The organism is Micromonospora sp. NPDC001898 (assembly GCF_042891255.1).
GTDB lineage: Bacteria > Actinomycetota > Actinomycetes > Mycobacteriales > Micromonosporaceae > Micromonospora.
Window position 1 is genome coordinate 14,539 of sequence record NZ_JBIATC010000015.1, and the last position, 19,830, is coordinate 34,368.

Genomic DNA, 19,830 nt, shown 5'->3' on the forward strand with positions numbered 1-19,830 from the left:
CCTCCGGATGCGCGTCAGCCGCCCTGCGGCGGTGGGCTGACGCGCATCCGGATGGCGTAGCGATCCCCTCGGTAGAGCGACCGCCCGAACTCCACGACCTTGCCCATGTTGTCGACGGAGATGCGCTCGATCAGGAATGCCGGGTCGTCCTCGGCGACTTCGAGTCGCTTCGCCTCGGCGGCGGTCAGCCGCGCGATGGTCACGGTCTGCCGTGCCGATTCGAGTCGCACACCGAATGCGCGACCCAGGATGTCGTAGAGCGAGTCGTCGCGCCCCAACACGTCGAGCAGGGTGGGGAACCGCGCCGTGGCGAGGTTGGTCCGTTCCAGCGCCATCGGGATCCCGTCGGCGGTACGGATCCGCTCGATGTAGTGGGTCGGCTCGCCCGGAGCGATGTCGAGGTTGGTGGCGACGGTGCGGGTGGCCGGGCGGGTGCGGGCGCGATAGCTCTTGGCGCCCGGCGTCATACCGCGCATCCGCATGTCCTCGCTGAACGAGCGGAATATCTCCGAATGGGTCAGGGTCGGATGCTGCACGAAGGTGCCGCGTCCAGGGATCCGCCGGACCATTCCCTTCGTCTCCAGCGCGTCGATGGCGCCCCGGACGGTCATCCGGGCCACTCCGAACCGCTCGGCGAGCACCCGTTCGGAGGGGAGCAGGGAACCATCTCGTGAGTTCAGGACCAAGGAGGTGAGCACATCGGTGATGTGTTTGCCCTTGCCGCGGCTCTGCTCCGCAAGTAACGACTCAAGCGCTCCGTCGCTCGGCTCATGTCGGGTCCTTGGCACGAGTTTGTCTCCTTCCTGCTCGATTGACGCCATCGTACGGGCAGCTCCGCGCTCCTCGGTGAGGTCGGCTTACCCGTTGACCAGCGGTCTATACCAGTATTACAGTCGAGCTCTCCGCCGGTCGGGTGGGGTGGCCATAACAACGATCGGAGATATGGATGCCCAGGAAGTACGGCGTGTTGGGAGCGGCTGCGATGCTCACCGTCACCCTCGCCGCGTGTGCGCCAGGCAGCGGTGACGACGGCGGCGGCGGCGGTGACGCCGTCAACCTGAAGGTCTGGGGATGGCGGCAGGAGGATGTCGCGGCGTACAACAAGATCTTCCAGATCTACGAGGACGCCAACCCCGGTGTCACCGTGGAGTACGTCCCCTACAAGAACACCGAATACGACACAATCCTCAAGACGGGGCTCACCGACGCCAACGGCCCGGACGTGGCACAACTCCGTTCCTACGGCCTGCTTCAGCCGCTGGTCGCCGCCACCGGTCTGGTGCCCCTCGATGATCAGATCAAGGAGTTGGAAGGCTTCTCGAAGCCGGTCCTCGACGGTGCCCGGGGCGAAAGCGACGGAAAGGTCTACGGAGTGCCGTTCGCACTCCAGACCCTGCACGTGATCTACAACGAGAAGCTCTTCGCCGACAACGGCATCAAGGCCCCCACTACCTGGGCGGACATGATCGCGGCGTTCGAGAAGCTCAAGGGCGCCAAGATTATCCCGCTGGCGAGCACGGTCACCGACACCTGGATGCTGCCGATCCAGCACGAGATCTTCGGGGCCACGACGTACGGCGGCACCGACTACCTGAACAAGATGACCACCGGCGGGGCGAAGTTCACCGACGGTCCCTGGGTGAAGTCGCTCGAGACCTGGAAGGGCACCAACAAGTACTGGCCACCGCAGTCGTCCGGGGTGAGCTACGCCGACGCGCAGGCGCTCTTCACCTCCGGCCGCGCCGCGATGTTCCCGGGCGGGATCTGGGAACTCGGCGTGTTCGAGAAGGCCAACCCCGACCTGAAGATGGGCATCTTCAACGTGCCGCCCGCGCCCGGCGCGGCGGTCGACAAGACGCTCGTTCCCGGCTACGTCGACGGTTCGTTCGGGGTCTCGGCGAAGTCCCCCAAGCAGAAGGCCGCGCTGGACCTGGTGCGGTGGATGGCGTCGGAGGAGTTCGGCCGGGCGTACTCCAACGAGTTGCGTCAGATCTCCGCGGTACCCAAGGTCCAGCCCCAGGACAAGCTCCTGGCCCAGGCCCTGCAGGCGTACCAGGAGAACCCGAGCCCGTACGTCACCTACGCGTACTTCTCCGGTGGGTCACCCACGGCCTGGGACCTCGCCTCGGCGGCCTTCTCCGACTATCTGCTCGGGCGACGTGACGCCGCTGACGCGGCCGGACACGTCCAGCGAGGGGTCGATCAGTGGTTCAGGCCCAAGAACTGAATGTCCGTCCTGCCCGGCGGCGTCGCCGCCAGGCAGGACGGACCTCACCGGGGTGGATCGCGGCATTCTGCCTACCGGCGTTCGCTATCTACGGCCTCTTCGTCGTGGTACCCCTGGTCACCGCCTTCTACTACGGGCTGTTCCGCTGGGAGGGCACCCGCCAGGCGGACTTCGTCGGGATCGGCAACTACCGGGAGGTCTTCACCCGCTACCCGTTGAGCGACGAGATCGCCGCCGCGCTGGGGCACAACGTGCTCTTCTTCGTCGGCACCATGGCGATCCAGAACACCGTCGGGCTGGGCCTGGCCGTGCTCCTGCACCGGAACCCATGGGGGAAGCGGTTGTTCCAGACCCTCTTCTCGCTTCCCTACCTGATCAGCCCGCTGATCGTCGGCTATATCTGGTCGCTCCTGCTGAGCCCCACCTTCGGCCCGATCAACCACGTGCTCAGAGGTGTCGGCCTGGACTCATGGGCACGCCCGTGGCTCGGTGAGCCGGACATCGCGCTGCCGGTGCTGATCCTGGTCAACGCCTGGCAGTGGATCGGTGGGCCCATGCTCATCTTCGGCGCGGCCCTGGCCGGTGTCCCACGGGAGTTGGAGGAGGCGGCCGCCATCGACGGCGCATCAGCCGCCCGGACCTTCTGGAAAGTCCGGTTCCCCCTCCTGATGCCGGCCGTCGGGGTGATCACCGTTCTGACGTTCATCGGGTGCTTCAACATCTTCGACCTCGTCTACGCGCTGGGCGGATCCAACGGCGGCCCCGGAGGCGCCATGGACGTGCTGGGCCTGCTCTACTACCGGACCGCCTTCCAGGGCGGCAGCAACGCGATCGGAGAGTCCTCGGCGTTGGCCATGCTCATCTTCGTGTTCATCTTCGGGATATCCGTCGTTCTGGAGCGGGTGCTGCGCCGCCGGGAGGTGACGTAGGTGAACGCCCTGATGACCACCCCTCGTACGACGTCGGAAACCACCAGCGGGTCATCGCGCACGGACGGTACCCGCCGGCGTGTGCTCACCCGCGGCATCGGTATCCAGGTCATTCTGTGGGCGTACGCCGGCATCGCCTTCGGCCCGCTGCTGCTGGTGCTGATCGGTTCGTTCCGTTCCAACGCGGAGATCCTTCGCGCGCCGGTCGGGTTGCCCAGTTCGTTCGACGTGAGCAACTACGTCCGCGCCTGGGAGACCGCGTCGATCTCGACGTACCTGATCAACTCTCTGGCGGTGACGGGTGCCTCGGTGGTGCTGTGTGTCGGCGTGTCGGCGCTGGCCGCCTACGCCCTGGCCAGGTGGAGATTCCGGGGACGCGCTCTGCTGGCGGCGTTTTTCCTGTCGGGCCTGATGATTCCCGCGAAGCTCGGCCTGCTGCCGGTGTTCTACATGTTCCAGTCGTTGGGCCTGATCGACAGCCGGATCGGGCTGGTGCTGCTCTACGCGGCGGGCGGCATTCCGTTCTCCGTCTTCGTGATCATGGGATTCATGCGGGGGTTGCCCGGGGAACTGGAGGAGGCCGCGAGGATCGACGGAGCACACGAGGGACGCCTGTTCGTCTCGATCGTGCTGCCACTGATGCGCCCGGCCCTCGCGGTGGTCACGGTCTTTCAGTTCGCGCCGACCTGGAACGACTTCTTCTATCCGCTGGTCCTGATGCGTAGCGGCGACAAGTACACCATCCCCGTCGGGCTGACCCGGTTCTTCGGTGAGTTCGCCGCCGATCGCGGCACCCTGTTCGCCGGGCTCGTGATCGCCCTGGTCCCGCTGGCAGTGGTGTTCGCACTGGCGACCAAGCAGATCGTCGCCGGCCTGACCGCGGGGATGTCGCGATGACAGCTACCATCACCATCGACGGCGGGAAATCACAGCTCAGGATGTTGCTGAGCACTCCAGCCGGTCGTCAGCTCGGGATCGGGCCCGGCTTCGTCTACCAGCCAGGCGAGGACGGCGTCGCCCGGATCCTGGATGCCGTCCGCGGCGCTGCGGACACCCTCTCGCTGCCCACCCAGGTGACAGGTGTGCTCGCCGGTCTGACCGGCGTGCCGGGTGACCAGGTCGAGCGTCGACGCCTCGCCCTCGCCATCACCCGGCTCCTCGGCGGTCCCGCCGCGGTCGTGGAGGACAGCCTCCTCGCCCACGCCGGTGCCCTCGACGGCGCCGGCGTGGTCCTGTGCGTCGGAACCGGGACAACGGTTCTGGCGGTGGCCGCAGACGGCAACTACGCCCGGCTCGACGGGTGGGGTCCACATCTCGGCGACCGCGGCAGCGCGTACGCCATCGGGCTGGCCGGGATGCGCGCCGCGACGGCGTCGTACGACCGGGTCGGGCCGGAAACCGCGCTGGCCGACCGTCTCGGCGCGGCGCTCGGGGGCACCGACCTGGCGGCGCTCCAGCGGTACTACCGGGACCCGGCCCTGATCCCCCGCACGGCGGCCTTCGCTCTCGACGTCCTCGACGCGGCAGCCCAGGCCGACCCGGTGGCGGGCCGCATCTGCGCCACGGCCGCAGCTGATCTCGCTGACGCGGCGGAGACGGCGACCAACCGACTCCGCCTCAGCGAAGCGGAACGCCAGGTGTCGTACAGCGGACGGCTACTGGCCCGGGGGAACGTCCTCCACCAGGCGCTGTCCGCAGAACTCGACGCCAGGGGGCTGTCGCTGGTCAGCCCCAAGGCCGAGCCGCTCGAAGGCGGCCCCACGCTGCTACGCGGTACCGGACCCTACGCCCGCCTGCTGGCGGACCAGAACCCGGGCGGGGACGCGTGAGGGTCGGACACGGGACGGCCCGCTTCGCGGTCGTGCCCGGGGAACCCATGGGCGGATACATCGACCGATCCCAGGGCGTACAGGGCGTGCTCGACCCGATCGAGGTCCACGTGGTGACCTTCGCCGACGACGGCCACCGGTTCGCGCTGGTGGTCGCGGACCTGATCTGCGTGAATGTCGACGTCGTCGATCGGATCCGGACCGCCATGCGGGGCATCGGTGTCTCCTCCTGCTGGGTTGCCGCCACGCACACGCACGCGAGCCCCGAGGCGGGTTGTTTCCCCGGCGGTGGGGCCACGCCACGGCCCGTCGGCGACCGGCTCGTGGCCGCGTCACTCGCGGCCGCGCGCCACGCCATGGCATCCGAGCGGGCAGCCAGGCTCGGCACCACCCGCACCCTGGTTTCCGGGCTGGCGGGTCGCCGCAACCTCGCGGACCCGCCAGCGTTGGACATTCCCGTCGACACCATCGTGGTCACCGCGGGCACCGACGTGGTCGGCCTGATAGTGATCTCCCCGGTCCACCCGACCGTCCTGCCCGCCGACAACAACCAGGTGAGCGCGGACCTGAGTGGCGGCATTCGCCGCGCATTGTCCGCACCCGACAGATGGGTGGTCGTCGCCACCGGCGCTGCCGGCGACATCAGTACCCGGCACACCCGCCAGGGCTCCGGTCGGCCCGAAGTGGACCGGCTCGGCGCCCTGGTAGCCGGCCGCGTGCAGCCGTCGCCACATGTCGGCCACCACCCGGCGGCACCGGTGCGGCCACCGGTCCCGCGCAACGTCCGACTACGGCCCAAACAGCCGGCGGAGCTCGACGCGTCCGCCCGCCCGACCCCGCAGGTCGGAGACGGCCGGATCCGTCTGGTCCTGCAACAGGGGCTGCGGATCGCGGAGGAGCAGGCCGCCCGCCGACGCACCGAACCGTATGTGGCCGAGGTCGCGGCGGTACACCTCGACGGGGTCACGATCGTCGGCGTGCCCGGCGAGATGTTCCTGGAACTGGGCGAAGCGATCCGCTCCGGGGCGGGGGACCAGGTCTCCGACGTCGTCGTCCTCGGCTACACGAACGGCTACCTCGGCTATCTGCCCGCCCGCGACACACCACCTTGCTACGAAACCTATGCCAGCCCGGTCAGCGCCGGCAGCGGCGAGATCCTCGTCGAGGCCGCCGTCGAGGCTGCCGTCGAGGCCGCCCGCGACCGTGACCGTGACCGTTCCAGGAGGAACAGTGCCTGAACCCGCCTACGCCAACATCGCCCGGAGCGCGCTCGAACAGATCCTCGCCACCCAACTCGGTGCGATCGAGTCGGCGGCCACGCTCGTTGCCGACGCGATCGCCGCCGGTGGTGTCCTGCAGACGTTCGGGACCGGCCATTCGCGGATCGTCACCCTCGAACTCGCGGCGCGCGCCGGCGGTCTCGTCCCCGTCAGCATGCTGGCGGTCAAGGACCTCGTGATGTTCGGCGGCGCCGACCCGGGACCGATCCTCGACCCGACGTACGAGCGCGAGTCCGGTCTGGCCGAGCGGATCTACGAGCTCGCCGCGCCCGCCACCCAGGACGTCTTCCTGATCGTCTCCAACTCCGGCATCAACGCCGCGGTAACCGAGATGGCGGCGCTGGCCCGTGCGCGGGCGCATCCGATCATCGCCGTGACCTCACTCGCACACACCCGCTCCGCCGGGGCACGTACGACCCAGGGAGCGCATCTCGCCGACCTGGCTGATGTGGTGATCGACAACCATGCCCCGGCCGGGGACGCGGCACTGGAGATCACCCCAGAGGTTCGGATCGGGGCGATCTCGTCGTTCACCGGGGTGCTCATCGCGCAGCTCCTCACCGAACTGGTCTGCCGCCGCCTGCTGGAGCGCGGCATCAACCCGCCGGTGTACATATCCGCGAATCTCGCCTCGGGCGACGCGCGCAATGCCGACCTTCTGGAGCGGTACCACGGTCGGATCCGCCCGATCGAACCCTGACTGCGCGTAGGGTCGACGCGATCGCCTGGGTGGCCGTGGTGTGGTGCGGAACGTCGTTCGCGACGCCGCACCCATCGCGGCAACCATGGCCGCTGCCCGGCGTCCGGCCCGAGCCGGCACCCTTCGTGAGGTGTCCAGCGAACAACCAGGTTGATAGGGGCAGGTCACGTCGGGTAGGAACACGGCATGTTACGTGGCGACAAGATCGGGCTGCGGGCCCGACACGAAACCGACGTTCCCATCCTGCAGGCTGAGCTCTACGACGACGTCGCGACCCGGTCAAAGGCCGACTCCCGTCCATGGCGTCCGATCGCACCCGGCTCCGCCGCGTCGCCATACACGGTCTCCGGCCCCACCGACGATGCCGCGTGCTTCTCGGTGGTGCAGCTCGCCGATGACGAACTGGTGGGCGAGGCGCTGTTGTGGGGCATCGACCTGCATAACAGAATGGCGCACATCGGGATCTCGCTGCGGCCGGCCTTCCGCGGCCGTGGGCTGGGCACCGACATCATCCGGGTGCTGTGCCACTACGGCCTCGTGGTGCGGGGCCTGCATCGGTTGCAGGTCGAGGCGCTGGCCGACAACGCCGCGATGATCCGAGCAGCCACCCAGGTAGGGTTCGTGCCCGAAGGCACCCTGCGCCGTGCGGCTTGGGTGAATGGGGACTTCGCCGATCAGGTCGTTCTCGGGCTGCTCGGCACCGAGTGGGACGCGAACTGACCGCAATCGCCGTACCCGACCAACTGTCAGTGCCGAACCGGCTGCTGCACGAGGAAGGCCGGGGTGACCTCGCAGCCCGTGACCGGGCGCCGGGGTTACGAGCACGGTCCGACTACCCTCGCCGCCGTGAAGGCAATGGAGATCGAAGCACCCATCGTCGGCGTCACCGTCTATCCGGACCGGGCCCGGGTCACCCGCCGGGGCAGCACCCGGTTGGCCGCCGGTGAGCACCGGGTACGTATCGCACCGTTGCCGCTGGGCCTGCGGCGGGACTCGCTACGCGTCGGTGGCCGGGGCGCCGCCACCGTGCTCGGTGTGGACGTGACGACGTGGCGGCAGGCGCGCAGCGCCGACGGGCAGGTCCGCGAACTGGAGCAGCGGCGCCGGGAGCTGGCCGACGAACTGGCCGAGGTCAACGACACGTACGAGGTCGAGGAGCAGCGGGGGCAGTTCCTCGCCCGGCTGGCCGAGCGGGCCGGCAGCACGTACGCCCGCGCGCTGGCCTCCGGCGACGCCGGCCCGACCGACGTGGCCACCTTCGCCGACTCGATGGCCGGTCAGCTCGCCGACTCCCAGAGCCGCCGGCGCGGGCTGGCCCGGCAGCGTAACGATCTGACCGAGGAACTGGCGGCTGTCGGGCGGCAGCTGGACGCCGCGAACGGCAAGCGGGAACCGGACCGGCTGGCCGCCGAGGTGACCGTGTCGGTGGACGCCGACGACGCCGAGCTGGACCTGGAGCTGACCTACCTGGTCGACGGGGCCCGCTGGCAGCCCTCCTACGACCTGCGGCTGGTCGACGACACCATGAACGTCACCTGGTTCGGCCTGGTCAGCCAGGACACCGGCGAGGACTGGCCGGAGTGCGTACTCCAGCTCTCGACCGCCCGCCCGGCGGCGGCGGCCGGCGTACCCGAACTGTCGCCCTGGTATCTCGACCGGGTCCGGCCGGTGCCGCCGCAGATGCCCATGTCGATGGCCAGCTTCGACGCGCGGCCGGGACCGCCGCCGCCGGGTGCGGCACCGGCCTTCACGGGCGGTGCGGCCCGGTCCGGCGCGCCGCGCCCCAAGGTGCAGGAGAGCGTCGCCGCGGTCGAGCAGGGGGTCACCGCGGCCACCTACCGGCCGGCCCGCCCGGTCGCGGTGCCGGCGGACGGCAGCGCCTACCGGGCCACCATCGCCGTACTGGACCTGCCGGCCCGGCTGGACCATGTGACCGTGCCGGTCCGCGCGGCCGAGGCGCACCTGCGTGCGACGGTACGCAACACCTCGGCACACACGCTGCTCCCCGGCGCGGCGGCGGTCTTCCACGGCGCCGATTTCGTCGCGGCCACCCGGCTGCCGATGTGGGCGCCCGGGGAGGAGACCGAACTGGCGCTCGGGGTGGACGACCGGGTGCGGGTGGAACGGAAACTGGGCCGGCGCGCCGACACCCGGGCCACGCTCGGGTCGACCCGGCGGCGGGACGTGGAGTACCGGATCAGCGTGGCCAACCACACGCCCCGGCCGGCGAGCGTGGAGGTGCGCGACCAGCTGCCGGTGTCCCGCGACGAGGCAGTTGTCGTACGGGAACCCACCCTCGCCCCGCCGCCGGCCGAGCGTACCGAGCTGGGCGAGCTGACCTGGCGGCTGCGGCTCGCGCCGGGGGAGAGCGGCGAGATCACCATGGGCTTCCGGGTCGAACTCGCCAAGGGGGTCGAACTGGCCGGCTGGCGGGAGTGACCGGGTAGGGAAGGGCCCCTGCACGTCGGCCGCACGCCGGAGCGCTGCTCGTCGGGGGCTGCTCGTCGGGAGGGCTGCTCATCGGGGGGCGGCGAGCGCGCGGAGGCCCGTGAGGTCGAGGACCGCGATCCGGCGGTACCCGGTGCGGATCAGTCTCTTCGCCCGCAGGGTCCGCAACGCGCGCTGGGTCGTGTCCGTCGCCGCTCCGACCAGGGTCGCGAGTTCGGTGTGGCTCAGCTCGACCCCGATGACGAGTTCGTCGTCGTCGGCACGGCCGCAGTGCGCTGCGATGTCGGCGAGCACCCGGGCGAGCCTGACGTGCACCGGGTAGGCGGCGAAGTCCACCCGGCGGGTGTTCGCCCACCGCAGCCGCTCGCCCACGGTGGCCGTGACCTGGGCGGCCACCGTGGGGTGACAGCCGAGGTAGGCGAGGAAGTCCGCCTGCCTGATGACGGTGGACACCACGTCGCCGCACGCGGTTGCGGTCGCCGTGCGGCCATGCCCGGTGATGGCCGCCAACTCGCCGACGAGGTCGCCGGGCAGGCGGATCGCCAGCAGCCGCTCCGTCCCGTCCACGGCCGCCGTGACCTTGACGAAGCCGCGCCGGATCACCTCGACGTGGGTGTCCCGCGCCCCCTCGGTGAGCAGGCGTCGGCCGGCGGACACCGTGCGGGTGACGCCGAGGGCCAGCAGTTCCCGGCGCGTGGTGGAGGCGACCTGGTCCATGAACGACCCGGCGGACCAGGCGGCGTCGTCGTCCGGCGGTGCGGCAGACATGCGATGTCCTCCTAGGCATGGCGGGAGAGATCCCGTCCTTTCCCGGAATACCGCTCGCCGGACAGGGATGCAATACCTGCATCGGACAGTCCGGCACGTCGAGGGGAGGGGACGTGGAGTCACACCTAGGGCGGTCCTGCCGCTGACAGCCTGTCGCACGTCAGCCCGCCGGTCACGGGACACGCCCGAGGACCGGCGGGCCGGCTGTCTGCGCCCGTGCGCCCGGCCGTCCGTCAGATGAGGGCGTGTGATGACGCGGGCTGGTGTGGCACGGATCGGAGGAGAAGTGGCGAAGACCGTCCGACCGCCCGGCCGAGCGGCCGGACCGGGGCACGCCGGCCGGCGGCGGCTGCGGGCAGGGGTCACCGGCCGGCGGGCGGTGAGCCGGTGAGCCCCGATGATCTGGTGGGCCTCGCACCTGCCCCGGTGCCGGGGGAGCTCTCGCCCCGGCGCCGGGAGAGCCTCCGGCGGCTCCTTGAGCGGGAGCTCACCGAGGCGTGGCGCGCCGCGAAGGCGGCGGGGGTGCCCCCGACCGCCCTCGCGGCCCTGGTGAGCGACCGGGCCCGGACGCTCTGGCTACTCGGGGGCTTCACCGATGACGCGCAGCACCTCGTCGACGACGCGTCGGACGGCATCGGCGTCGTCGAGCAGGGCTGAGACCCACTCGTCGGGGCGCGGTGCGCCGTCGGGCGTCCGGTCGATCTCGTCGCTTCCGGTGCCCGTGCCGAACACGGTGCCGATGACCCCCACCACCGTGGCCACCGGGTCCGCTCCGGACCGCAGCCCCCGGGTGATCGCCGACACGGCGGCGGACGCGAGGTCGGCCAGTTGGGCCTCGGCGCGCTCCTGCGGGCCGACGGGCAGCAGCGGGCGGGGGTCCGCCACCCCGTCGCCCGGTGCGGCGAGGACCGGGGGGCGCTTGCTGCCGAGTGGACGCTCCACGTAGTCGGCGTACCAGCGCGGTCGCCTCCGCATGGCGGCCAGCACCTGGTCGACCTCCCGGGACACCGTCGGGCCGTCGCTGCCCGTCAGGTCGCCGGTCACCGACTCCCGCCGCTGCGCCCAACTGTCCAACGGCCAGAGTTGGGTGCCGGCGGTGGTGGCCACGCCGACCCAGGTGAGGATCTGCACGGCGAGGTCGGTCAGCCAGGGGTCCTCGCCCAGCTCGGCGGCGAGCCAGCCCGGCACCCGGGGGCGTTGCAGCGCGCCCCGCCGGCCACGCCGGCGGCGGTGACCGTCGACGGTGGCGGCGGTGAGCCGGGCCGACACCCAGCGCTCCACGTCGATGATCGGCACCCTCGCGTTGGCGATCAGGTCGGTGACGACGGCCTCCACGTCGTCGTGGTGGCGGTCGAGGCAGTCGTCGGCGAGCATCTGGACCGCGGTCGCGCAGGCCCAGTGGCCCCGCCGGCGTTCCACCGGCCGGGTCACCCGCGCGAAGACGATCGGCCAGACGATGTCGTACGCGGCGCTGACGAGCCGGGCGCGGGCCGCGGGTGACGCGGAGGCCGCGCGGGACGCCAGGTCCCCCCGACGGGCCAGGTCGCACAGCTCCCTCACCGCCGACCGGGGGCGGGACGGCAGTAGCGCGCGGGCCGGCCTGCCCGCCGCCGGGGTATCGGTGGCGGCGCGCGGGGACGGCAGCGAGGCCGTGTCATTCGCGTTCGTCATGACGCTCCTCCCGGAACAGGTACCGGGCTACGGGGGTTTTCCATCTGCAATCCGCAGATGGAAAGAGGTTTGTCGGTGATCGATAACAATGTGTCGGATGTGCGCGCCGGGCGTTGTCCCTCGGCCGGCGAAGCGGCGGTTCGTGAACCACGGACGACGCTTCCGATCCGCTGTGGACTCAGGCCGACGGCGGCCCGGGGCATCGAACGGCCGGTGGGGAGAAATGCCTGCGGCGCCCGCCGGGTGGCACCACGATCTCCTCGCTCGAATACGACGTGACGCGCCCATACTCATGCCAATTCCCGATCGGCACTGGCCAGACGATTGCCAATCTGCTGGTCAGATAATGGTCGTGAAGTGGACAGCCGGAGCCGGACGGGCCGCGCCGCCGGCTGCGGACCGGTAGCCTCCCCACCGTCCTGACGGACCACCCGCAGAGAGGAGACGACCCTGCGCCCCGGGAGCGAACCCCGCCCCTCGTACGAGGACGGGCTCCGGCAGGAACTGCTGGAGCTGCGTCGGGGACCAGGTCTGCAGAGCAGCCCCCTGCTCCGTCGCCTGGGGCCGCGACTGGCCGCCCTGTGCGACATCTCGCCGGCGGAATCGGACCCGGTGGTACGCGCGAAGGTGCGGGCCACCCTGCTGGCGCTCTCCGCCGACCTGCCCACCGACCTGCGTCGCGCCCTCGTGCTGGCGTACGCGCTCGATCCCGAGCACTCCTACCTGCGGCTGGACCGGCGGACGGACCAGCTCGCGCGCGAGCTGTCGTGCCAGCAGCGCACGGCGCGCCGTCGGATCGACGAGGCGGTGGCCCGGCTGGTCGGCGCCGCCGTCGCGGACGCCCCGTCCGACACGGGTCCGTCGTGGCACCTGCACGGCATGCACGCGCTGCTGCGGCTCGACACGCCGTCACCCGAGCTCTACGAGACGCGGGACGTCGTGGCGATCCGGTCGATCGGGGAGATCACCGTGCAGTTCAGCCTGCCCCGGCGACCGGGCGACGACCGCCCGGAGCACGACGTCGTCGTCGACGTCCTCTACGGAGCCCGGATCCGGGAGGTGACCCGGCACAACGACGGGCAGTTCTTCCGGCTCGTCCTCACCCTGCCCCGGATCCTGGCACCCGGGGAGCGGCACGAGCTGTGCCTGCACTACCGCGTTCCGGCGGGCCAGCCGATCCGGGAGCACTACGTCTTCCAGCCGCTCGCGCCGTGCGCCCGCTGCACCGTACGGCTGCGGTTCCCGCCGGGGGACGGCCCCGCGCTGGTCTGGCGTCTGGACGGCGTGCCGCCGCGCTCCGTGGACGACCGCGCGCCGGGCGGGGACCGGCTCAGCCCGGACGGCATCGGCGAGGTGTCGTCCGCCTTCGACGGCCTGCAACAGGGCTACGCGTACGGCGTGGCCTGGTCCGCCGCCGGCCCGGACGGCTGACGCGGCGTCCGGGCGGCGACGACGTGCGGGGGGGACGGCGGCGCGGTCCGTCAGATAGGTACGTGGAGAGCTTTCCCACCCGGTCGCGGGCAGGCGGGCCCCGTACCCGCGACGTGGTCCGGCGGCCCACGGCGACGCCGCCCGAGCCGGCCGAGGGGGCGGCCCCCCGGTGAACCCCTTCGCGCTGTTCGAGGACGACACGGACGAGCCGGACGAGGTCGAGTTCGTCACCGACACGCACCGACGCCGGTTCGTGGCCCTGCTGATCGACACCTCACGCTCGATGGCCGCCACCCAGAGCAACGGGGTGGTGGCCATCGACGCGCTCAACCGGGAGTTGGCCCGTTGGCTGCCGACACTGCGCGCCGAGGGCCGGGGTCCGCTCCGGGACGTCGAGTTCGTGGTCGTCACCTTCGGCGCGGGCGGGGTGAGCGTGGTGTCCGGCGACGGCACGCCGTCGGCCGAGGACGGCGGGGCCTTCGTACCCGCGTCGCGGCTGGAGCTGGCACCGCTGGTGGCGGGAGGCGCGACGCCCATGGTGGAGGCGGTGGAGTTGGCACTGACACTCGTGGAGCAACGGCGGCGGCACGTGCAGACGGTCCACGCCCAGCAGACCGGCGGCCCGCGGCTGATCCTGGTCAGCGACGGCGCGCCGACCGACGCCGAGGGCAACCCGACGGACGACTGGAAACCGCTCGCCCGACGGCTGGAACAGTGGCGCTCGACCGGACGGATGCGGCTGTTCGCGTTCGGCGTGCCGGGCGTCGACGACGAGGTGATGCGGGCACTCGCCACCCCCAGCGGCTTCTTCCCCCTGGCGGACCTCGACCTGAGGAAGCTGCTCGACCTGATCCTCGTGGCCACGTCCGAACACGTCGACTTCGAGCAGGTGCGCAGCCAGGTGTACGGGGACGAGCCCTGGTGACGGCGCGGTGGTCGGTCCTGGCCGGAAGTGTCGCGGGCGGGGCGCACGCCCGCGCCGGGGTGAGCGGCCAGGACGCGTACGCGGTGCGGGAGGTCGACGGCGTCCTGCTGCTCGTCGTCGCCGACGGAGCCGGCGGGCGCCGCTGCGCCGCAGCCGGCGCGTCGTTGGTCGTCACACTGGCGACGCAGGTGCTCGTCGCCCTCGTCCGGGACCGGCCGCCGGGGACCGCCGTCGCCTGGTCCGCCCTGCTGGACGCCGCACGGGACCAGCTCTTGCGGCGGTTCCGGCGGGCGGCGCGGGCCCTGGCGCGGGCCGCCGGCGGGTTCCGCCCCGAGGACCTCGCCACGACGGTGACCGTGGTGGTCGCCCACCCGCCGTGGGTCGGCGTGCTCGCCGTCGGGGACGGTGTGGTCGTGGTCCGCACCGGCGGTGGCGACCTCGCCCTGCTGGCCGCCCCGCCGGACGCCGCCGGTCGGCCACCCGGCGCGACGGCGCTGCTGCCGACGGCGCGGGCCGTGGCGGACACCCGCCGGCTGGTCGCGCGGCTGCCCGACCTGACCGGGCTCGCCGTGTGCACCGACGGCCTGGACAGCCTCCTCGTCGAGTACGACGGGACGCGGCCCAGCCGGCCGGGCGCCGCCGCCTTCGGGCAGCTCTTCGCGCTGGCCGAGGCGGCCGACCCGGACCCGACGGCGCTGACCCGGCTGCTCTGCGGCCGGCGGGTCGGCGCGCTCACCGACGACGACCGTACCCTCGTGCTGGCGGTGCCCCGATGAGCCTCGACGTGTGGCTGACCGCCCCGGACGGACACCGGTCCGCCGCCAGCCTGGGCGCCCCGGTCGGGTCGGCCGGCTCCCAGGGGCGGGTCTTCGGGCTGCGGGACCGGCCGGACACGGTGGTGAAGGTGCTGCACCGCGCGGACCGGGTGCACCTGGCCGACCGGCTGCGGGTCATGCTCGCCGACCCGACCGGATGGGTCGGGGGGTCCGGGCAGCCGCTGGTGGCCTGGCCGAGCGCCGCGGTGCACCGGCGCGACGACGGCCGGCTGCTCGGCTACGCCGCGCCCCGGCTCGCCCACCCGCGCTTCGCCCCGCTGCCGGCCCTGTTCAACCCGGCCGTCCGGGCCCGGATACTGCCCGGCGCGACGTGGTCCTGGTGGCTGACCGTGGCGGAGGAGCTGGCCCGTGTCGTCCACGTCGTGCACCAGCGCGGGCACGTGGTCGGTGACCTCGCGCCGGCGAATGTCTTCGTCTCCGCGTCCGGGGGCGTCTGCCTCATCGACGCGGACGGCTGGCAGCTGCGCGACCCGGCGACCGGGGTGGACCTGACGTGCCCGTTCTCCCGGCCCGAGTACACGGCGCCCGAGCACCTGGACGAGCCGCCGCGCAGGCGGGAACCGGCCAGTGACCACTGGGCCCTGGCCGTGCTGGTGGCTCAGCTCACCTGCCTCGGCTTCCACCCCTTCGGGGGCGTGCCCCGCGACGCCGCCGGGCCGGTCGAGGAGGTCGACAACGTCCGGCTCCACCGGTGCCGGCTGCTCGGCGCCGACGTCCGGGTGCCCGCCGCCGCCGTCCCGCCGGAGGCCCTGCCGGCGGTGCTGCGCCGCCGGCTCGGCGACGCCCTCGACGCCGGGCACACCGCGCCCGCCGCCCGCCCCGGCCCGCAGTCCTGGGCGGCGGCCCTCGCGTACGCCAGGGACGGCCTGACGCCCTGCCCCGCCGTGGCGACCCACGTGTACCCGCGCGAGGCCCGGCGCTGCCCCTGGTGCCGGATGGTCGGGGCCGGAGCACCCGACCCGTTCCCCGGAGGTGGACGATGACGACGACGATCGGGATCAGCCGGGTCGCCGACCGGACCGCCGTGCTCGGTCCCGGTCTGCGCGCGGTCGTCTGGGTCCGGGGCTGCCCGCTGCGGTGCGCGGGTTGCGTCGCGCCCGAGGACCTGCCCTTCACCGGCGGGACCACCCGCACCGTCGACGACCTGGCCGGCTGGCTCGGCGGCCTGCCGCCGGAGATCACCGGTGTGACGTTTTCCGGCGGTGAGCCGATGGCGCAGGCGGCGGGGCTCAGCGCGCTGGTGGACCGGATCCGGGCCGGCCGCGACTGGTCGGTGATGTCGTTCAGCGGATACCCGATCGAGCACCTGCGCCGGCACGGCGACCCGGGCCAGCGGCGGCTGTTGGGACAGCTCGACATCCTCGTGGACGGTCCCTACGTGGCGGCCCGGCACGCCGACCTCAGGTGGCGCGGCTCCGCGAACCAGCGGCTGCACCTCCTCACCGAGCGGCACGCGCCGCCGGACCGGGACGTCTCGGCGGGGATCGAGCTGCACCTGACCGGCGACGGCGTCGAGTGGATCGGGGTACCGCCGGTGGCCGACTTCCGCGCCGGGTTCGAGGCCGCCATGGCGGCCCGGGGAGTCGTGCTCGCGTCGCCCGACGGTGCCGCGCCACCGCCCGGCGATCCCGCGCCGACCGACGAGAGAGGCCGATGATGTCCGGAAGCCCGAAGTACACGACCGTCGCGCTCGACGCCGCGCGCCGCGCCCAGGTGGAGGCCGCCCGGCGGCGGCGCGAGGAGGAACGCCGGCGACGCCGGGAGGAGGCCCGACGGCGGCGGCTCGCCGCCGGCATCGCAGCCGCGACCGCGCGCAGGGACGCCCTGACGGCGCGGCTGCGCCACCTCGCCGACACGTCCGGGGCGCTGCCCCAGGGCGCCGAGGTGACCGCGGAGATCGCCCGGCTCGCCGCGCTGCCCCGGCCCGCCGACGAGGCCGGGCTCGCCCGGACCGGCACGGAGCTGCGCCGTGCGGAACGCCGCGCGGACGGGTTGACCGCCGCCGTGGCGGGGGAGCTGACCCGCCGGGAGCACGGCCGCGCCCTGGACCTCATCCTCGGACCGCTGCGCGAGCTGGTCGACGGCGAACGCCTCGACCCGGCCGGGCACCGGTCCGTCGCGGCGCTGCGGGCCGAGGCGCAGGACCGCACCGGGGACGCCCGGAGATTCGCCGAGACCCACCGGCGGCTCGGCGAGGCCGTCGGGGCGCACCTGGAGACGGTCCGCGACCGGCAGGGCCAGCTGCTGCGGCTGGCCACGGAGACCGACGAGCTCGCCGGCCGGCTGACCGCCGTGCTGACCGACGCCGAGGCGGCGGGGGTCGCGGTGACCGAGGCGGCCGAGCTGCGCGCCGAGGTGGCCGACCTGCGCGGGGAACGGGACGCCGGGAACCTGAGCCGCTGGGAGCACCGGGTGGCCGGGCTGCGCCGACGCGTCGAGGTGGTGACGGCCGACGTCGACACCCGCCTCGACCAGCTGGAGCGGATGGCGGTCATCGTGGAGGCGGCCAGCGCCGCGCTGCCTGCCGCCGGCCTGCGGGTGGTGCCGGGCAGCCTGACGGAGCGGGACACGACGGTGGTCTTCGTCGCCCAGCGCGCCGACGGGTCGGCCATCGAGCTCACCGTGCACGCCGATGACGGCCAGGGCAACCGGCTGGAGTACCGCAGCGACGGGGTCGACACGGTCGTGGAGACCGCGCCGGACGGCGAGATTCTCCGCTGCGACCTGACCGAGGAACTGCTCGAACGCTTCCACGCCCAGCTCGACCGGCAGGGTGTGGCCGCCGACGGCCTGCACTGGGAGGGCAAACCCGGCAGGCCCAGGCCACCCGCCCGACAGGCCCAGGAGCGCGCCGGCCACGACGACCGGAGCCGGCAGTGAGCGACGGCTCGCCGGGTCGGCCCACGGCCCGACCGGCCGCGGCCTGGCTCGAGCGGGTCACCGCGGAGATCGCCCGGGGCCGGCATGTGATCATCCACGGCAATGTCCGCGACCTGGTCCGGTGGGACCGGTCGTTCCAGCCGTTGCGCCATGCGGTCACCGGGCTGCTGTCGGTCTTCGGCTACCAGCTGACCGGCTACTACGACCTGATCGACGGGTTGAGCTTCGCGGGCCCGGACGACGAGCGGGAGTTCCAGCGGCTGACCGCCACGGCCGGCGACCGGTCCGCCGAGCCCGAGCCGCCGGCGTCGACCGGCCGGGCCGGCGCGGTCCGGAACCGGTTCGCCGCAGCACTGCGCGACGCCCCGGCGCCGACGTTGAGCAATCCGTACGACGCGCTGGCCGCGATCCGTACGGTGCTGCGGCAGGGCGCCACCTCGTCGGCGTTCATCGTCGACATGGTCGATCTGATGCTCGCCCCGCCCGACCGCGGTGGGGACGCCGAGCGCCGCCTGTTGGGCACCATGGCCAAGGCGATGACCGAGGCGGCCCAGACCGGCCCGGTGCGCAACCTGCTCGTGCTGGTCGCCGACGACCTGGGCACCCTGCCGGCCTGGCTCTACCGGGACCGGCCGTACGTCCAGGTGGTCGAGGCGGCGCTGCCGACCTTCGACGAGCGGCACGTGTACCTGCACCAGCAGGCCCGCCACTTCCACCAGGCGGCCGACGCCCGGCGGGCCTCCGACGATCTGAGGGTGTTGGCCAACCTCAGCGAGGGCATGGCGGTCACCGAGCTGGACGGCCTGTGGCGGATGAGCAAGCTCCAGCGCATCCCGCTGGACGAGCCCCGGACGCTGATGAAGCGCACCCTCTTCGGCCCCCGTCGGGACCCCTGGCGGCAGGTCCGGGACCGGCTGACCCGGTTCGTCCCCGTGGCCGGGGAACGGGTCGTCGGCCAGCCCGTGGCGGTCGAACGCGTCCGCCGGGCGCTGACGGCCGCCACCGTCGGCATCGACTTCGTGGCCGACCCGCACAGCTCCGAGTCGCGTCCCAAGGGGATCTTCTTCTTCGTCGGGCCCACCGGCGTCGGCAAGACGGAGCTCGCCCGGGCGCTGAGCGAGTTCGTCTTCGACGACGAGACCGCGCTGGCCCGGTTCGACATGTCGACGTTCGCCGAGTCGCACTCCGCGGAGCGGCTGACCGGAGCGCCACCCGGGTACGTCGGCCACGAGCGCGGCGGGGAGCTCACGAACCGGGTGAGCCAGCGCCCGTTCAGCGTGCTGCTCTTCGACGAGATCGAGAAGGCGCACGCCTCGGTGTTCGACAAGTTCCTCCAGGTGCTCGACGACGGTCGGCTCACGGACGCGTTGGGCAACACCGCCTACTTCTCCGAGACGATCATCATCTTCACGTCGAACCTGGGGGCCGCCGAGACGTACGGCTGGCTCGACGGCGGTGAACTGCCCGACTACGACACGGTGACCACCCACTTCGAACGGGCCGTGCGCGAGCACTTCACCACCAGGCTCGGGCGGCCCGAGCTGCTCGGCCGGCTGGGCGGCGGCATCACCGTCTTCGACATCCTGCGACCGGAGTTCGTCGATCGCATCGTCCGCAAACTACTGGCGCAGCTCACCGCCAGCGCCGGCCGCCAGGGCGTGCGACTGACCGTCGACGAAGAGGCCGTCGTGCTGCGGGTGCAGGAGGTGATGCGTCGGCCGGAGGCGCTGCGGCTCGGGGTGCGCAGCATCCGCGACGTCCTGGACCGCCTGGTGCGGGACCCTCTGGTGGGGCACGTCTTCGACCATCCCGGGCAGGTCTCCCTGCACCTGTCGGTCGGGGCGCACGGCACGCTGATCCGGGACGCCTGACCGCACCGGGGCCGGCTGCCGGTGGGAGCCGGATC

At 72.6% G+C, this 19,830-nt stretch carries 19 protein-coding genes; 16 read left to right on the top strand and 3 right to left on the bottom strand.

Features of this window, described 5'->3' with window-relative positions:
- Positions 1-14: 14 nt before the first annotated feature.
- Complete coding sequence (locus tag ACFYZF_RS24500) at positions 15-788, bottom strand: GntR family transcriptional regulator (RefSeq protein ID WP_387024470.1); 774 nt, start codon at positions 786-788, stop codon at positions 15-17.
- Between the two features lie 176 nt (positions 789-964).
- Between ACFYZF_RS24500 and ACFYZF_RS24505 the strand changes: the two genes are divergently transcribed.
- The 8 genes from ACFYZF_RS24505 (at position 965) to ACFYZF_RS24540 (ending at position 9,404) form a co-directional block, all read left to right on the top strand.
- A complete protein-coding gene (locus ACFYZF_RS24505; protein WP_387024472.1) occupies positions 965-2,227 on the top strand; it encodes an ABC transporter substrate-binding protein in 1,263 nt (420 codons plus the stop codon).
- 104 nt (positions 2,228-2,331) lie between these two features.
- The gene (locus ACFYZF_RS24510) at positions 2,332-3,156 is read left to right on the top strand and encodes a carbohydrate ABC transporter permease (protein ID WP_387024475.1); all 825 of its coding nucleotides are present in this window, start codon (positions 2,332-2,334) and stop codon (positions 3,154-3,156) included.
- 81 nt (positions 3,157-3,237) lie between these two features.
- Positions 3,238-4,053: a carbohydrate ABC transporter permease gene (locus ACFYZF_RS24515; RefSeq protein ID WP_387024476.1), complete on the top strand. Its 816-nt coding sequence runs from the start codon at positions 3,238-3,240 to the stop codon at positions 4,051-4,053.
- Positions 4,050-4,985 (top strand): N-acetylglucosamine kinase, encoded by a 936-nt coding sequence (locus ACFYZF_RS24520; RefSeq protein WP_387024478.1) that lies wholly within the window; start codon positions 4,050-4,052, stop codon positions 4,983-4,985. The genes ACFYZF_RS24515 and ACFYZF_RS24520 overlap by 4 nt, the downstream gene beginning before the upstream one ends.
- Positions 4,986-5,032: 47 nt before the next feature.
- On the top strand, positions 5,033-6,223 hold the full coding sequence (locus tag ACFYZF_RS24525) for a hypothetical protein (protein ID WP_387024480.1): 1,191 nt from the start codon (positions 5,033-5,035) through the stop codon (positions 6,221-6,223).
- Complete coding sequence (locus ACFYZF_RS24530; protein ID WP_387024482.1) at positions 6,216-6,965, top strand: sugar isomerase domain-containing protein; 750 nt, start codon at positions 6,216-6,218, stop codon at positions 6,963-6,965. Before ACFYZF_RS24525 ends, ACFYZF_RS24530 begins: the two co-directional genes overlap by 8 nt.
- Positions 6,966-7,151: 186 nt before the next feature.
- A complete protein-coding gene (locus ACFYZF_RS24535; protein ID WP_387024484.1) occupies positions 7,152-7,685 on the top strand; it encodes a GNAT family N-acetyltransferase in 534 nt (177 codons plus the stop codon).
- A gap of 135 nt (positions 7,686-7,820) precedes the next feature.
- On the top strand, positions 7,821-9,404 hold the full coding sequence (locus ACFYZF_RS24540; RefSeq protein WP_387024635.1) for a mucoidy inhibitor MuiA family protein: 1,584 nt from the start codon (positions 7,821-7,823) through the stop codon (positions 9,402-9,404).
- A 78-nt stretch (positions 9,405-9,482) separates the two neighbouring features.
- Here the strand turns inward: ACFYZF_RS24540 and ACFYZF_RS24545 are convergent, their stop codons facing one another.
- Positions 9,483-10,181, bottom strand: a complete 699-nt coding sequence (locus ACFYZF_RS24545) for a Crp/Fnr family transcriptional regulator (protein ID WP_387024486.1) — start codon at positions 10,179-10,181, stop codon at positions 9,483-9,485.
- A 387-nt stretch (positions 10,182-10,568) separates the two neighbouring features.
- Here ACFYZF_RS24545 and ACFYZF_RS24550 point away from each other — a divergent pair, with 387 nt between their 5' ends.
- Entirely contained in the window at positions 10,569-10,838 is a 270-nt protein-coding gene (locus ACFYZF_RS24550) for a hypothetical protein (protein WP_387024488.1), read from the top strand.
- Here the strand turns inward: ACFYZF_RS24550 and ACFYZF_RS24555 are convergent.
- Complete coding sequence (locus tag ACFYZF_RS24555) at positions 10,758-11,852, bottom strand: hypothetical protein (protein ID WP_387024490.1); 1,095 nt, start codon at positions 11,850-11,852, stop codon at positions 10,758-10,760. The two genes, ACFYZF_RS24550 and ACFYZF_RS24555, sit on opposite strands and share 81 nt — an antisense overlap.
- Before the next feature lie 612 nt (positions 11,853-12,464).
- Between ACFYZF_RS24555 and ACFYZF_RS24560 the strand changes: the two genes are divergently transcribed.
- The 7 genes from ACFYZF_RS24560 to ACFYZF_RS24590 all read left to right on the top strand — a co-directional run bounded on the left by ACFYZF_RS24560 (position 12,465) and on the right by ACFYZF_RS24590 (position 19,795).
- Positions 12,465-13,283, top strand: a complete 819-nt coding sequence (locus ACFYZF_RS24560; RefSeq protein WP_387024492.1) for a hypothetical protein — start codon at positions 12,465-12,467, stop codon at positions 13,281-13,283.
- Between the two features lie 169 nt (positions 13,284-13,452).
- A complete protein-coding gene (locus tag ACFYZF_RS24565; RefSeq protein ID WP_387024494.1) occupies positions 13,453-14,208 on the top strand; it encodes a hypothetical protein in 756 nt (251 codons plus the stop codon).
- A complete protein-coding gene (locus ACFYZF_RS24570) occupies positions 14,205-14,984 on the top strand; it encodes a protein phosphatase 2C domain-containing protein (protein WP_387024496.1) in 780 nt (259 codons plus the stop codon). Before ACFYZF_RS24565 ends, ACFYZF_RS24570 begins: the two co-directional genes overlap by 4 nt.
- Entirely contained in the window at positions 14,981-16,027 is a 1,047-nt protein-coding gene (locus ACFYZF_RS24575; protein WP_387024498.1) for a hypothetical protein, read from the top strand. Before ACFYZF_RS24570 ends, ACFYZF_RS24575 begins: the two co-directional genes overlap by 4 nt.
- Complete coding sequence (locus tag ACFYZF_RS24580) at positions 16,024-16,701, top strand: 4Fe-4S single cluster domain-containing protein (protein WP_387024500.1); 678 nt, start codon at positions 16,024-16,026, stop codon at positions 16,699-16,701. Before ACFYZF_RS24575 ends, ACFYZF_RS24580 begins: the two co-directional genes overlap by 4 nt.
- Positions 16,701-17,924 carry a hypothetical protein gene (locus ACFYZF_RS24585; protein WP_387024502.1) on the top strand — a complete coding sequence of 408 codons (1,224 nt, stop codon included), beginning with the start codon at positions 16,701-16,703 and terminating at the stop codon, positions 17,922-17,924. The genes ACFYZF_RS24580 and ACFYZF_RS24585 overlap by 1 nt, the downstream gene beginning before the upstream one ends.
- Positions 17,921-19,795, top strand: a complete 1,875-nt coding sequence (locus ACFYZF_RS24590) for an AAA family ATPase (protein WP_387024503.1) — start codon at positions 17,921-17,923, stop codon at positions 19,793-19,795. Before ACFYZF_RS24585 ends, ACFYZF_RS24590 begins: the two co-directional genes overlap by 4 nt.
- Positions 19,796-19,830: the final 35 nt, after the last annotated feature.